This is a genomic window from Corallococcus terminator (genome assembly GCF_003611635.1).
Classification (GTDB): Bacteria; Myxococcota; Myxococcia; order Myxococcales; family Myxococcaceae; genus Corallococcus; species Corallococcus terminator.
In genome coordinates, this window is record NZ_RAVZ01000258.1 from 1 (window position 1) to 14,720 (window position 14,720).

The 14,720-nt window shown below is 69.3% G+C and carries 14 protein-coding genes; 10 read left to right on the forward strand and 4 right to left on the reverse strand.

Annotated features, from left to right (window positions below):
* From D7V88_RS29500 to D7V88_RS29540, 9 genes are all read left to right on the forward strand, one after another.
* Positions 1-519, forward strand: a 519-nt coding sequence (locus D7V88_RS29500) for an LptA/OstA family protein (protein ID WP_120543953.1), incomplete at its 5' end; no start/stop codon positions are given.
* Complete coding sequence (gene lptB / locus D7V88_RS29505; protein WP_120543954.1) at positions 516-1,259, forward strand: LPS export ABC transporter ATP-binding protein; 744 nt, start codon at positions 516-518, stop codon at positions 1,257-1,259. The genes D7V88_RS29500 and lptB, both read left to right, overlap by 4 nt.
* 252 nt (positions 1,260-1,511) lie before the next feature.
* The gene (gene rpoN, locus D7V88_RS29510; RefSeq protein ID WP_120543955.1) at positions 1,512-3,032 is read left to right on the forward strand and encodes an RNA polymerase factor sigma-54; all 1,521 of its coding nucleotides are present in this window, start codon (positions 1,512-1,514) and stop codon (positions 3,030-3,032) included.
* 45 nt (positions 3,033-3,077) lie between these two features.
* A complete protein-coding gene (locus D7V88_RS29515; protein WP_120543956.1) occupies positions 3,078-3,740 on the forward strand; it encodes a GNAT family N-acetyltransferase in 663 nt (220 codons plus the stop codon).
* Positions 3,741-3,756: 16 nt separating this feature from the next.
* The gene (locus D7V88_RS29520; protein WP_120543957.1) at positions 3,757-4,548 is read left to right on the forward strand and encodes a hypothetical protein; all 792 of its coding nucleotides are present in this window, start codon (positions 3,757-3,759) and stop codon (positions 4,546-4,548) included.
* A 291-nt stretch (positions 4,549-4,839) separates the two neighbouring features.
* Positions 4,840-5,505 carry a ribosome hibernation-promoting factor, HPF/YfiA family gene (hpf, locus tag D7V88_RS29525; RefSeq protein WP_120543958.1) on the forward strand — a complete coding sequence of 222 codons (666 nt, stop codon included), beginning with the start codon at positions 4,840-4,842 and terminating at the stop codon, positions 5,503-5,505.
* A 276-nt stretch (positions 5,506-5,781) separates the two neighbouring features.
* Entirely contained in the window at positions 5,782-6,243 is a 462-nt protein-coding gene (locus tag D7V88_RS29530; RefSeq protein ID WP_120543959.1) for a PTS sugar transporter subunit IIA, read from the forward strand.
* A gap of 25 nt (positions 6,244-6,268) precedes the next feature.
* Positions 6,269-7,114 carry a hypothetical protein gene (locus D7V88_RS29535; protein ID WP_120543960.1) on the forward strand — a complete coding sequence of 282 codons (846 nt, stop codon included), beginning with the start codon at positions 6,269-6,271 and terminating at the stop codon, positions 7,112-7,114.
* A gap of 171 nt (positions 7,115-7,285) precedes the next feature.
* Positions 7,286-8,446, forward strand: a complete 1,161-nt coding sequence (locus D7V88_RS29540) for an alpha/beta hydrolase family protein (RefSeq protein WP_244238469.1) — start codon at positions 7,286-7,288, stop codon at positions 8,444-8,446.
* Here the strand turns inward: D7V88_RS29540 and dtd are convergent.
* The 4 genes from dtd to D7V88_RS29560 form a co-directional block, all read right to left on the reverse strand.
* Positions 8,443-8,904, reverse strand: coding sequence for a D-aminoacyl-tRNA deacylase (gene dtd, locus D7V88_RS29545; RefSeq protein WP_120543962.1), 462 nt, complete (start codon positions 8,902-8,904; stop codon positions 8,443-8,445). The two genes, D7V88_RS29540 and dtd, sit on opposite strands and share 4 nt — an antisense overlap.
* Positions 8,905-8,974: 70 nt before the next feature.
* Positions 8,975-9,808: an ABC transporter permease gene (locus tag D7V88_RS29550; protein ID WP_120543963.1), complete on the reverse strand. Its 834-nt coding sequence runs from the start codon at positions 9,806-9,808 to the stop codon at positions 8,975-8,977.
* Positions 9,805-10,719 carry an ABC transporter permease gene (locus tag D7V88_RS29555; RefSeq protein ID WP_120543964.1) on the reverse strand — a complete coding sequence of 305 codons (915 nt, stop codon included), beginning with the start codon at positions 10,717-10,719 and terminating at the stop codon, positions 9,805-9,807. Before D7V88_RS29555 ends, D7V88_RS29550 begins: the two co-directional genes overlap by 4 nt.
* The gene (locus D7V88_RS29560; protein ID WP_120543965.1) at positions 10,716-12,341 is read right to left on the reverse strand and encodes an ABC transporter substrate-binding protein; all 1,626 of its coding nucleotides are present in this window, start codon (positions 12,339-12,341) and stop codon (positions 10,716-10,718) included. Before D7V88_RS29560 ends, D7V88_RS29555 begins: the two co-directional genes overlap by 4 nt.
* Positions 12,342-12,497: 156 nt before the next feature.
* Here D7V88_RS29560 and dacB point away from each other — a divergent pair.
* A partial coding sequence (dacB, locus tag D7V88_RS29565) for a D-alanyl-D-alanine carboxypeptidase/D-alanyl-D-alanine endopeptidase (protein ID WP_120543966.1) occupies positions 12,498-14,720 on the forward strand: 2,223 nt, incomplete at its 3' end.

A 14,720-nucleotide genomic window follows, 5' to 3' on the forward strand; every position in this document is an offset into this window, starting at 1 on the left:
GCGCCGCCCCCTCCGGCCGCGCCGCTCCCCGCGCCGGGCGTCTCGCTGGCCCCCGGCAAGCTGCAGAACCCGGTGGGCCTGTCCGCGGATCTCGTCTCCGGCGACCGCACCCAGGCGGTGCTCACCGGCAACGTGAAGGTGAAGCACCAGACGATGGACATCCGCTGCGACAAGATGACCGCCTATTACAACTCCACGCGCGAAGTGACGCGCGTGGTGTGCTCCGGCAACGTGCGCGCCGTGGACGGCGACCGGCAGGCCCGGGGCGAGCGCGCCGACTACGATGTCCCCTCCGGCGTGCTGGTGGTGACGGGCTCCCCCGAAGCGCGCCAGGGCAACACCTACGTCACCGGCACCAAGGTCCGCCTCATCCTGGGCAACGAGCGCGTGGAGGTGGAGAACGCCCGCATCCTCGTGGAGTCCCCGGCCTCCACCGCTGTTCCCGGCACCCGCAAGAAGGCGCCCGCCGCGCCCAAGCCGGGAGCCGCCACCCCCGCGCCCGGGAGCACGCCTCCATGACCCCGGGCGCGAGGCTGTACGCGGATGGGCTCCAGAAGTCCTTCCGCCGCCGCCAGGTGGTGCGGGACGTCTCCTTCAACGTCGCCCCCGGTGAGGTGGTGGGCCTGCTGGGCCCCAACGGCGCCGGCAAGACCACCAGCTTCAACATGGTGGTGGGGCTGGTGACGCCGGACGCGGGCCGGGTGCGCGTGGGCGACGAGGACCTCACCCACCTGCCCATGCACCGCCGCGCGCGCCGGGGCGTGGGCTACCTGCCGCAGGAGGCCTCCGTCTTCCGCAAGCTCACGGTGCGCGAGAACTTCCTCGCCGTGCTGGAGCTGGAGAAGGGTCTGGGCAGCGCCGACCGCAAGAAGCGCGCCGACACCCTCCTGGAGGAGTTCGGCCTCACCCACGTCGCCGAGTCCTGGGGAGAAACCCTCTCCGGTGGCGAGCGCCGACGCGCCGAAATCGCCCGCAGCCTCATCCCTTCCCCCCGCTTCATCCTCTTCGACGAGCCCTTCGCCGGCGTGGACCCCATCAACGTGGGCGACCTCCAGCGGCAGATCCACCTGCTGCGCGAGCGGGGCCTGGGCATCCTCATCACCGACCACAACGTCCAGGACACCCTGGGCATCTGTGACCGGGCCTACATCATCGCACAGGGTCAGATTCTCGAAGAGGGGACCCCCGCGCAGATCGCCGGGTCCGCCCGTGCGCGCGCCGTCTACCTGGGAGACCGTTTCCGTCTCCAGGCCCCCTGACCCTTCGCACTCTTCGTACGTCTCCAGATGCTCAGCGTGAAGTTGGCCCCGCTTTTGCGTCGACGTTTGAACACAGGGCAAGCAGGCGGGGGTTGTGGCAACCTTCTGGATTTCTTGCGGATTTTTCACACTGCAAATCAAGAACCATGTGGAGGGGCACTGGACGTAGCCGGATCGCCTTGTTAGGTTGGCACGGTCCTTGATGGGAACCCCCATCGAGTCGGCACGTACGTCTTCTGGAGACGCCCCCACATGGCGATGGAACTCAAACAGAGCCTGAAGCTCTCGCAGCAACTGGTGATGACCCCCCAGTTGCAGCAGGCCATCAAGCTCCTCCAGCTCTCTCGGATGGAACTCCTGGACCAGGTCCGGGAGGAGATGGAGCAGAACCCGCTCCTGGAGCAGCCCGAGGAGGGCATGCCGGGCGAGGTGAGCGAGAAGGAGCCGGGCGAGGCCTCGCTGGAGGCCGACAACGCCGAGGCCATTCGCGACGGCGACATGCCTTCCGCGAATCCCGAGACGGCCCAGGATTTCAAGGCGGACGGGGAAGGCCCGCCGGAAATCGACTGGGAGGCGTACCTCAACAGCTACCAGTTCAACGAGCCCACCACCGCCTCCAACAAGGGCAACGTGGCCACGGACGACCTGCCGTCGTTCGAAGCCAACATGGTGAAGAAGGAGGACCTGGTCGACCACCTCCAGGAGCAGTTGGGCACGCTGCGGCTCAACGAGGCCGAGCGCCGCGTGGCGGTGCTCATCCTGGGCAACCTGGACGACGACGGCTACCTCAAGCTCCCGGACATCGAAGGCGACCCGCTCATCCGCCTGTCCAACGAAGCGGACGTGCCCATGCACGTCGCCGAGCGCACCCTGCGCCGCATCCAGAACCTGGAGCCCCGCGGCTGTGGCGCGCGCGACCTCCAGGAGTGCCTGCTCATCCAGCTCCAGGCGATGAAGGACCCGAGCGCCGCGCTCATGGGCCTCATCATCAAGCGGCACATGAAGTACCTGGAATCCAAGAACCTGCCGGCCATCGCCAAGGACCTCAAGGTCACCCTGGAAGAGGTCGTGGCGGCGGCGAGGCTCCTGCCCAAGCTGGACCCGCGGCCGGGCCGCAACTTCAGCGGGGACGACGCGCAGTACATCACCCCGGATGTCTTCGTCTACAAGCTGGGCGAGGAGGACTACACGGTCGTCCTCAACGACGACGGCCTGTCCAAGCTGCGCATCTCCGGCATGTATCGGAACGCGCTGAAGAACGGCGCCGTGAGCCCCGGCCAGACGAAGGACTTCATCCAGGACAAGCTGCGCAGCGCGATGTGGCTCATCCGCTCCATCCACCAGCGGCAGCGGACCATCTACAAGGTCACCGAGAGCATCGTGAAGTTCCAGAAGGACTTCCTGGACAAGGGCATCGCGCACTTGAAGCCCCTCATCCTGCGCGACGTGGCGGAGGACATCGGCATGCACGAGTCCACCGTCAGCCGCGTGACGACGAGCAAGTACGTGCATACGCCGCAGGGCATCTTCGAGCTGAAGTACTTCTTCAACTCGTCCATCGCGCGCGTGTCCGGCGAGGACACGGCCAGCGAAGCGGTGAAGCACCACATCAAGCAGCTCGTGTCGCAGGAAGACTCGCGCAACCCGTACTCGGACCAGAAGATCGTCGAGCTCTTGCGCTCGCAGGGCACCGAAATCGCCCGGCGCACGGTGGCCAAGTACCGCGAGGTGCTGGGCATCCTCCCCAGCAGCAAGCGCAAGCGCTACTACTAGCGCTTTGTCCCGACCGGCCCTGCACAACAGGGCCGGAGTTGGGGCATGAAGCGGTCCATGGACCCCGTGCCCCCGCCTTCCTTCCCCGGTGACGCCGACGCTCCCCGCCGGGAGCCCGTGCCCCTGGTCGTCCCTCCCGTCACGCTGGAGGGGACCACGGTGCGGCTGGTGCCGTTGAGCACCGACCACGTGCCCGCGCTCGCGGCGCTCTGCGAACCGGAGCTGTTCACGCACTTCTCACGCGTGCTGCGCACGGAAGCGGACGTGGCGGACTACGTCGCCTCCGCGCTCAAGGCCCGGGCCGCGGGCACCGAACAGCCCTTCGCCATCTGCCTGCGCGAAGGCGGGGACGTGGTGGGCACCACGCGCTTCATGGAGATCCAGCGCGACTTCCGCACGCTTGAAATCGGCTCCACGTGGCTGGGACGGCGGGTGTGGCGCTCGCGGGTGAACACCGAGTGCAAGTTCCTGCTCCTGCGCCACGCGTTCGACACCCTGGCGGCGATGCGCGTGCAGTTGAAGACCGACCGGCGCAACGTGCGCTCGCGGGCAGCCATCGAGCGGCTGGGGGCCACGTTCGAGGGCATCCTGCGCAACCACATGCTGGTGAGGGGCGGCATCGTGCGCGACAGCGCGTACTACAGCATTCTCGACACGGAGTGGGCAGGGGTGCAGGCACGGCTCACGGGACTGCTCGCGCGGGAGTGATAGGGTCGCGGGCCCTATGTCCCTTCCCGTGTCTTCTTCGCTGCCTCGCTGGACCGTTCGTGCATTTGGAGCCCTTGGGGCGCTCGTGTCGCTGGTGGGCTGTGGCGGCGGCGAGACGAAGGTGATGTCGCTCGCGGAACTGTCGGACCGCACGCTCACCTACGCGCTGACGGACGTGGACGACGAGGAGAACCCGGATGCGCAGGGCGCGCACCGCTTCACCGTCAGCTACTCCGTGGTGGACGGTCCGTGTTCGCGCTTCGCGGACGACGTGACGGCCACCCTCAACGGCGAGCCCATGACGGTGGTGCCGGGCGGCGCGTCGGAGGTGGGCGGGCGCGGGGACGCGTGCGAGAACAGCCGCGCGTACTTCAACTACGACCCGGGCGCCTGGAGCCGTGAGCCGGTGAGCGACCTCACCGTGCAGCTCCAGGACGCGACCCACACCGTCCGCCTGGTGCTCCAGGGCGCCAAGGCCAAGCGCAGCTTCACGTTCCAGGGCGAGGGCACCCCGGACAAGCTGCGCGTCGGGCAGACGTACGACTTTCTCTGGGAGCCGGCCACGGAGGTGCCCGGTCCCGTCAGCGTGATGATCATGCGCGAAGGGGGCAGGGCGCCCGGCACCCTCACCGCCACGCAGGAGGGCGGCAAGGTGGGCATCACGATTCCGGCCACCACGCCGCAGGCGAACCACCTGCTCAGCATGGAGGCGAGCCTCGCGGGCATCGTGCGCGAGTGCGTGGGCGTGGCCTCGTGCGACGGCACCCTCTTCCACTCGCAGGACTTCGTCATCGCCGTGGTGCCCTGAAGCCTTCGCGTTTCGTCAATGGCGAAGTGCTGGCGAAGTGACAGGTGTCACCGACGACATGCTGCTCGCGTGACAGGGTGAAACGCAGGGCCCGGGCCGGAAAATGGGACTCGGGTCGGAATCCCCTTCACGTGGTGTGCAGTGGACACAACACGTGTCCTCTGGCGGTCGCTTGCGCGGCCGCGTGTCGTGGACGGGAAGTTCCTACGTGGGGGGCCGGGTTGCTTTCGGCGTGGGCTCCGTCTCTGATCTGTGACGGAGCTTACCTCTCTCCCTAGGAGGCGACCACGCATGCAGCTCAACATCACCTTCCGTCAGTTCGGAGCGTCGGATTCCCTGAAGGAATACGCCCGTGAAAAGGTCGATCGGGTGAACCGACTGTTGGACCGGGCTGGAGAGGCCCACGTGGTCCTGTCGCTGGAGCGGCACCTGCACCACGCGGACATCACCATCCACTCGGGCGCCTGGATCCTCCGAGGCCGCGAGAAGAGCGATGACATGTACGCCTCCATCGACCTGGCGATGGACAAGATCGAGCGCCAACTGCGCCGCTACCGCGACAAGCTCAAGACGCATCACGGCAAGGAGAAGGTCCACCACCGTCAGGACCTGGTGAACAGCCTCAAGGTCCGCCACGACGTCTTCGAGGTCTCCGAGTCGCTGGAGTCCACCGAACCCGCCCAGGCGGCGCAGGCGTCCAGCACCGAGGCCTCGAACGACACCGCGCAGGCGGCCGAGTCGGGGATCGCGCGCCTGGTGCGCACCACGCATCTGGCCATCCAGTCGCTGTCGGTGGACGACGCGGTGATGCAGATGAACCTGATGAACAACGACTTCTACGTGTTCCAGAACCAGCAGTCGCACGCGTTGTCCATCGTCTACCGCCGCAAGGAAGGCGGGTTCGGGCTCATCGAGCCGCACCTGCCCTCGGAAGCAGTGGCCGCCACCGGCACCTGACCCGACCTTCCAGGTCCGAAGCTCGGGCCTGGGGTTCGGAAAGCAGGAGTCCGGTCCGCCCCCCACGCCGCTCACGCGCGGGGGGCGGGAAGGGAAGCCGTGGGCACGGGGGACGCCCCCGGAGGGGTCCGCGAAGTCAGCGGAGGCCTCGGGGGCTGATGCGCAGTGAGCGAAGCGCTTTCCACCACCCAGGCGACCCTTGCGCGAATCCAGTGTGAGGAGTAATTGCCGGCCGAGGAATCATTGCCGGCCCGGAGCGCCAGTGCGGGAGCGCCATTGAGAATCGCCGATTTCCTCAGCCCCCAAGCAGTCGTCGCGGACATGCAGGCCCGCACGAAGCCGGAGGTGCTGCGCGAGCTGAGTGCCACGCTGGTGCGGGCGCATCCGAGTTTGCGCGAGGACCGGCTGGTGGCGGTGCTCCAGGAGCGGGAGAAGCTGGGCAGCACGGGCATTGGCGAGGGTGTGGCCATCCCCCACGGCAAGCTGGCGGGCATGGACAGTCTCCAGGCGGCCTTCTGCGTGTCGCGCACGGGGGTGGACTTCGAGGCCATCGACGGCAAGCCCACGCACCTGTTCTTCGCGCTGGTGGCGCCCGAGAACAGCGCGGGGGTGCACCTGAAGGCGCTCGCCCGCATCTCGCGCCTGTTCAAGAATCCGCGCTTCCGGGCCGCCATCCTGGAAGCCCCCACGGCGTCGGACATCCACGCCCTCATCGTCCAGGAAGACGCGCGGCCCTGAAGGCCGCACAGGAAGGCGCCCCACCATGGACGTCGTCCTGCGTCCCATCAACGACCGCTTCTTCCACGAGCAGGTGCTGCCGTTCTTCCAGCGCGCCATGGGGGATGCCTCCGGCGCCCTGGAGCTGCTGGCGAGCCAGTTGGGCGACCCGCAGGCCTTCACGCTCTGCCAGCGGCTGTCCATGTCGGCGATGCCGGGAGGCGTGGGGGCGCTCGACTCGGATGGGTGGATGGACCTGGTGGACCGGCTCGTCTTCCAGCCCTGGCAGGAGGCGCCGGGCGGCTGGGAGGTGGGCGGCGCGCACGGGGGCTACGCAGACGAATGGGATGAGGCGCTGAACCTGGCGCTGATGGTGGAGGACCCGGCCTATCCGTACTGGGACACCAAGGCGGCACGGGCGGTGCGGGACAGCTTCCGCCTGCGGCCTCCTGGGGACCAGGGACTGGCGTCGCTCCTGGCCGGGCAGTGGGATCCATTCCCGGAGTTTCCGCCGGACCGCGTCTTCGTCACGCAGGGCCGGGGTGAGTACGCGGCCAAGGAGCGGTTCGCGTTCGCGGACTGGGCCTGGAGGCCGGCGCGCACGGTGGCGCACTGGCAGGTGAACCTGCCGCGCAAGCTGGAGCGGTTGCTGGCGCGCGAACAGGAGCGGATGAAGCTGCCGGCGCTGCCGGAGCGCGACGAGGTGCTGGGGTATTGGTCGGGCAAGGTGGCCCAGCCGCCGCCGCTCTCCGTGCTGTTCTCCGGACTGGGGCCCAACGCGGCCACGTGGATCCGTGAGCTGGGCGCGCTCACCCTGCACCTGCGCTCCGCGGCGCAGACGAGGCAGGGGCTGGCGGCGCTGGTGACGCGAGGGACGACCGTCCGGCTGTGAGGCGCGGGGGCCCACCGCGATGGGCCCTGTTCCGAGGCGTAGGTGGGGAGAGGGGCCTCGTGCCCTGTCCAAGGTGTGGTCGCGCGGGTCGCTCCGACGCCACCGACGCTTCCGTGCCTTCCCGAGAAGCCGGTTTCCTTGCCAAGCCATTCCCGGCCATGCTCCGGCTGCATGCCCCTTCTTCCGGAGCTGTCCATGCACCGCCGCTCGCGACGCACCTCCCCTGCCTTCCGCCCGTGGCTCCCGGTTCGCCGGATGACGGGCGGGGCCTTCGTGGTCGCGGCCGTGCTGGCGGCGGGCTGTGCTTCCTCGAAGAAGGCGGAGGCTCCGCGCACGGATGTCGCGTCGCTCTACGGCAAGGATGCGGCCTACGCGGTGGGCGTCACCCAGTCGCTGTCCTTCGAGGACGCGGTCCGCCACCGTACGCTGAAGCCGCTCATCTGGTACCCGGTGGCGCCCAGCACGCCGGTGGATGACCGCGCGCCCTCGGACGTGTTCAAGCCCTTCTACGGAGCGAAGGACGCCCCGCTGTCGGACGCGCAGGCGCGCTGGCCGCTGGTGCTGCTGTCGCACGGCAGCGGAGGGTCGGGCATCGACCTGTCCTGGTTCGGTGCGCACCTGGCGGCGCACGGCTTCATCGTCCTGTCGCTGAACCACCCGGGCAACTCCTACAAGGACACGAGCCCGGAAGGCTTCGCGCGCGCCTATGAGCGGCCGAAGGACTTCACGGTCATCCTCGATCAGTTGTTGAAGGATCCGACGTGGGGCCCGCGCGTGGATCCGGAGCGCATCGGTGCGTCGGGGCACTCGATGGGCGGCTACACGGCGATGGCGCTGGTGGGGCTGCGGCTGAACCTGGAGTGGATTGAAAAGCGCTGCACGACGCCCGGCACCCGCGAGGAGATTGGCTGCGAGGCCCTGCGCGACGTGGACTACCGCCGCATCGACATGAAGGAATCGCGCGCGTCGTATCTGGACCCGCGCGTGAAGGCGGCCTTCGCGATGGCGCCGGGCATGGCGGCCTCCTTCGAGGCCCAGGACACGGCGGACATCCAGAAGCCCGTGGAGCTCATCCTCGCGAAGGGCGACGAGTTGATGCCGCACCAGGAGCACGGCATGCAGTTGTCCGGGCGGCTGCCTCCGGCGACCACCACGACTGTGGTGCTGGAGGAGGCGGGCCACTTCACCTTCCTGCCCGAGTGCTATCCGAAGGGCTTCGAGGTCATCGCCATGCTGTGCAAGGACCCGGTGGCGGGGACGCGCGGGGCCTCGCAGTCGCGCACGAAGGCGGAGGGCGTGACGTTCTTCCGCCGCACGCTGGACGTGCGTTAGGTCGGAGCGCCTGGCTTCGGCGGGCTCTCCAGCAGGATGGTGACGGGCCCGTCGTTCACCAGCGCGACCTTCATGTCCGCGCCGAAGATGCCGGTGCCCACGGTGAGGCCGCGCTTGCGCAGGGCTTCACACGCGCGCTCGTAGAGGGCCTTGGCCGCGACCGGCTCCATCGCCTCGATGAAGCTGGGCCGGCGGCCCTTGCGCGCATCTCCGTAGAGGGTGAACTGGCTCACGACGATGAGCTGCTTGGAGGTGTCCTCCAGGGACAGGTTCATCTTCTCGTCGGCGTCCTCGAAGATGCGCAGCAGGGCAATCTTCTCCACCATCCACGCGAGGTCCGCGTCGGTGTCGCCCTTGCCCACGCCCAGGAGCACGAGCAGCCCGGGGCCCATCTCGCTCACGCGCTGGCCGTCCACCGTCACCGACGCTTCCAACACCCGCTGCACCACGGCCTTCATCGCGCATCACCTCCAGAGGTCCTGCCCCATGCTTCCTGCCAGGGAGGGCCCAGGGCTTCAAGCGCGAGCGTCACGGCCCCTGGTGACGCGGATCCATCGCGTCGCGAAGCGCATCGCCCAGCAGGTTGAAGCCCAGCACGGTGACGGCCAGCGCGATGCCGGGGAACAGGGCCACATGCGGCGCCACCAGCAGGTACTGCGTTCCCTGGTCCACCAGCGCACCCCATGACGGAGTGCCCGGAGGAACGCCCAGGCCCAGGAAGCTCAGGGACGCCTCCGCGACGATGGCCCCCGGCAACGCGAACGTTGCCTGTACGAGCAATGGCCCCGCGGCATTGGGCAACAGGTGCCGCACGAGGATGCGTCCGGGCCCACTGCCCAGGGCGCGAGCGGCCTGCACGTAGTCACGCTCGCGCAGGGTGAGCACCTGCCCGCGCGTCAGTCGCGCGTAGCCCGTCCATCCGGTGAAGGAGAGGGCGAAGACGACGTTGGTGAGACTGGGACCCAGCACGGAGGTGATGAACAGCGCCAGCAGGATGCCGGGGAAGGCGAGCAGCACGTCCACCAGCCGCATCAGGCCCTCATCCACGAGCCCGCCCGCGTACCCCGCGATGCCGCCCAGCGTGATGCCCAGCACGCCCGAGAGCAGGACGGCGAAGAAGGACACCTCCAGCGACACACGTGCACCGTGCAGCACATGGGTGAGCACGTCGATGCCATTCTCTCCCGTGCCCAGCAGGTGCCCCGGGCCCGGTCGCGCCAGCTCCCGCGTGAGGTCGATGGCGTCCGGTGGATGGGGGCTGAGCCACGGAGCGAACAACGCGGTGAACACCCAGAGGCATGCCACGGCGAGCCCGAACCGGGCCCCCCACGACTGCAACCGGAAACGGCGAGCCCCGCTCATGAGCGCCTCCGCACGCGAGGATCGACCCACGCATAGGCCGCGTCGGTGAGCGTGTTCACCATCACGTAGCAGAAGGTGAAGAGCAGCACGGTGGCGCGCACGGTGTTGTAGTCGCGCTTCTCGATGGCGGTGAGCAGCAGCGTGCCCATGCCCGGCCACGCGAACACCTTCTCCGTCACGATGGCGCCGCCCAGCAGCGCGCCGAACTCCAGGCCCAGCACCGTCACCAGCGGCAGCAGCGCGTTGCGGAAGGCGTGCTTCCACAGCACCACGCGAGGCGACAGTCCCTTGGCCCGGGCCACGGTGACGTAGTCCTCCCGCAGGGCCTCCAGCATCGTCGCGCGGGTCATCCGAGCGAGGAACGCGGCCAGCGCGGTGCCCAGCGTGAACGCCGGCAGCACGAGGTGCCGCCACGACTCCGCGCCCGACACGGGCAACCAGTCCAGCTTCAGCGCGAACAGGATGATGAGCACCGGTCCCAGCCAGAAGCGGGGCAGGGCGACCCCGGCCACCGACACGCCCATCGCCGCCGCATCCACCGGAGTACCCCGCCGCGCCGCCGCCATCACGCCCAGGGGCAGCGCCAGCAACAAGGACACGGCCATCGCCGCCACCGTGAGCAGCAGCGTGTACGGCAGCGCCGCGCCCAGGGCCGGCAGCACCTTGCGCTGAAACGGAGGCAGCGACGTGCGCAGCTCCCCCGTGGCCAGGTCGCGGGTGAACGTCCAGAGCTGCTCATACCAGGGCAGGTCCAAGCCCACCGCCCGCCGCAGCGCCGCGCGGTCCACCTGCGTCGCCTGTTCCCCCAGCATCACGTCCACCGGATCCCCGGGCACGAGGTACAGGAACAGCGACACCAGCAGCAGCGCCCCGACGAGCGCGATGGCCGCCGACACCAATCGCTTCCTCACGGCGTCCTCCCTGCGCCAGACGAAGGCGTTACTTCCCGTGCCCTCGCCAACGGCGTGAGCAATCCGTGCGCGCTGGGCTCGAAGTCCACGAGCCTCGACGACACCACTGCCACACTGGACTCGTGCCACAGGGGAATGACGGGCAGGACCGCATCCAGCTCCTGCTGCGCCTGGGCATACAGCGCCCGCCGCTCCTCGCGGGGCGCCTGCGTCGCCGCGTCCAGCATGCGGTCCAGCGCGGGGTCCTTCAGCGCGCCCCGGTTGAAGCCGCCCCAGTGGTTCTCCGGCCCGGGGATGTTCCCGGAATGGAACGCGCCTCTCAGCAGGTCCGGTTCCATCACGGCGGCCCACTTCAACGTGAACAACTCGAAGCGGCCCCGGCGCACGTCGTCGAAGAACGTGCCGAACTCCAGCCCGCGCACCTCGATGGCCACGCCCCCCCGAGCAAGCTGCTCCTTGAGCACCAGCGCCACCGCGCGCCGGAACCGGTCCGTGCTCGTCTTGAAGGTGAACGCCAGCCGGGGCTGCCCTCCCGGCCCATCCGGATCCGGATACCCCGCCGCATCCAGCAGCCGCCCCGCCTCCTCCGGTGAATACCCGCACGCGGGCGTGGCCGTGAACGCCCAGTGCGCCCTCGGCAGCATGCTGGATGCGGGCTCCGCCAACCCGTGCAGCTTGTGCTCCACCAGCGGGCCCACGTCGATGAGGTGGCACAGCGCCTGCCGCACGCGCACGTCCGCGAGCGGCCCCTCGCGCAGGTTGATGCCCACGTAGGTGAAGCCCGTGCCCGGCTTCGTCACCACGCGCAGGTGCGGCGCCTCCCGGAGCGCGGGCAGCACCGCCGGGGACACCCCGTTGACCACCAGATCCGCCCGACCCTTGAGCAGCTCCAGCACCCGCGTCGTCTCGTCCCGCACCACCCGGAACGTCAGCCGCGAGAGGGCGGGCGTCCCGCCGTGCCAGCCCGCGAAGGGCGTGAGCGTCAGGTGCTCCTCGTCCGGCCAGGACTCGAAGCGGAAGGGGCCCGCGCCCACCGGGTGCGTGGCCTGGGCCTCGATGCCCTGGGGGCCAGCGCGCTCGGCGGGGAGGATGGCCGCGGAAAGTTCCGCGAGGAGGGGCGCGTAGGGGCGCTTCAGGTGGAAGCGCACCGTGCGGGCATCCACCACCTCCACCCGCTCCAGGGGTTCGTACCGTTCGCGCTTGGGACTGCCCAGCGCCGGGTCGCGCAGGCTGTCATAGGTGGCCTTCACGTCCTCGGCGGTGAGGGCGGTGCCGTCGTGGAAGGTGAGGCCCGGCCGCAGGACGAACTCCACCACCGTGGCGGACACGTCACGAAAGGACTCCGCCAGTTGGGGCACCGGGGAGCTGGCGTCGTCGAAGGTGAGCAACCCCGGGCTGATGAGCTGCGCCAGCCGTTGTCCATGGGCCGTGAGGGCGAAGCGGTCATCCAGACTGTCCGGTGGCGCCTCCAGCAACACCGTGATTCCGGCCGGGGGCGCTTTTTCGCGGCAGCCGGCGTAAAGCAACAGGGCCAGCGTGGCGGACACCACCCGGACGGCGGCGCGGAAGGGCAGGGGAGGCATGGCTTCTGTCACGGACCGGATGTCAGGGGGAACGTCCATGCTGCGACAGCATCCTCTCGGTTTCCAGGAAGCAGGCAGGCGGGCATGCCTTCTTCTGGAAGAGCGAGCGCCCAGGCGTGCAAGTCGCCGGGCCCCCACCCTTGCCGCCCCTTTCATCCCTTCTTCATAATGGTTCGCGACTTCCCCGGAGCGTGCGTGCAGGTTTTTCGAGCCAGACCCTTCTGGGCAGCGACCGCCATTGCCTTGTGGCTGCCGTCCGCCACCCTTGCCGCGTCGCCGTCCAACGACAAAAAGGCTGAACGCGAGGCGCTGAAGAACGCGCTCGTGCAGGTCATGCAGCGCACCGCGCTCAAGAGCAGCCGCGTCGGCGTGCACATGCAGAGCCTGGACGATGGCACCGTGGTGTTCAGCCACAACGCCGACGAACTGCTCAACCCCGCCTCCAACGTGAAGCTCGTCACGTCCTCTGCGGCGCTCGTGGCCCTGGGGCCCGAATACCGCTACGAGACGGAGTTCCTCGTCGAGCCGGAGCTGCCCACCGACGGCAAGGTCAAGACGCTCTACGTGCGCGGCAAGGGCGACCCCACCATCACCACGGAGCGCCTGTACGGCATCACCTCCGAGCTGCTCCACGCGGGCCTGCGCGAGGTGCAGGACATCATCGTGGACGACTCCTGGTTCGATCCCGAGCGCACCCCGCCCGGCTATGACCAGGAGGACTCCGACCGCGCGTACATGGCGCCCACCGGCGCGGTGAGCCTCAACTGGAACGCGGTGGCCGTCTACGTGCGCTCCGGTCCCGGCGGCAAGGCCGTGGTGGACATGGAGCCGCCCAGCGACTTCTTCCTCGTGGAGAACACCGTCACCAGCGGCCCCGGCCGCGCGCGGCGCGTGTCCGTGAAGTCCGACGCGTTCGGGGACCGGCAGAAGATCGTCGTGAAGGGCCAGGTGCCCGACGAGCGCGGCGCGGTGAGCGTCTGGAAGAAGATCGACAGCCCGCCCCTGTACTTCGGCAACACGCTCAAGCAACTGCTCGTCTCGCGCGGCGTGAAGGTGAAGGGCAAGGTGAAGCAGGGCCTGACGCCGTCGCGCGCCCGCATGGTGCACGTGTCCCAGTCCGACACGTTCGACATCGTCCTCAAGCGCCTCAACAAGCTCTCCAGCAACTTCGTCGCGGAGACGCTCCTCAAGACGATGGGCGCGGAGCTGCGTGGCGCGCCCGGCTCGTTCGCCAAGGGCATCGACGTGGTGGAGGAGTTCCTGGAGCGTGACGTGGGCCTGTCGCGCGGCACCTACGTGATGAAGAACGGCAGCGGTCTGAACGACGCCAACCGCTTCTCCACCGCGCAGATGGACCGGCTGTTGCGCCACATGTACGAGCGCTTCCCGCTGGCTCCGGAGTACATGTCCTCGCTGGGCATCGCCGGCAAGGACGGCACGCTCAAGTACCGCTTCGACGGCACGGACGCCGTGGGCCGGCTGCGCGCCAAGACGGGCACCCTGGAAGGTGTCTCCGCGCTCAGCGGCTACGTGCAGTCCGCGGGCGGAGAGAAGTTCTCCTTCTCCATCATGGTCAATGACTACGCGGGCCGCGCGGGCCCCGTCGTCGCGGGCATGGATGCGCTGGGCGCAGCGGTGGCCGCCACCGGCTCCACCCTGGGGCCGGGCACCGCGGTGGCCTCGCTCGCGGATGGGCCCAAGGCCGTCGCGAGCGCCACGGCGGACGTCGCCAACCGCATCAAGACGTACCTGGAGCTGGGCAAGCAGCGCGATCAACGCAACATCGGCTTCCTGCGCACCGCGTGGCGCAGCGAGCGCGACCCCGCCGTGCGCGCGGTGCTGGCGGAGAGCCTCTACCAGTCCAACCCGCACGACTACCTGGGCACGCGCACGCTCCTGGACAGCTACTCCGCGGGCGACGACGTCTACGGCCGGCTGCGGCAGGTGGCGCACACGCTGGAGGTCGGCGTGCCCGGCGTCAGCTCCATGGTGGAGCTGGCCGCGGGCGGCAATACGGAGGCCATGGCCCGGGTGATGGAGCTGTGCCGCGCCTCCGCCCTCTCCGGCGACCTGGACGCGCAGGTGGAGATGGCCAGCGGCATGGGCGAAGTCGCCCGCACGGCGCCGCAGGAACTGGTCACGACCCTGCGCACGTCCAGCGCCGCGGAGCGCGACGCCGCCACCACGCTGCTGGCCCGGGGCCTGGTGCGCAACGGCGACACGGAGCACCCGTTCTGGAAGTCGCTGCGCAAGCTGGGCACGTCCGGCACGGACCCCCAGGTCGTGAGCTTCGCCAAGGGCCTGGACACCACCCTCACCACCAAGTCGGCCGAAGCCCGCGCACTGAAGGCCCAGCCCGTGGAGGTGGTCGCCCCCGCGTCCAACACCCCCGGCGCGCCCACCACCGCGGAAACCCGC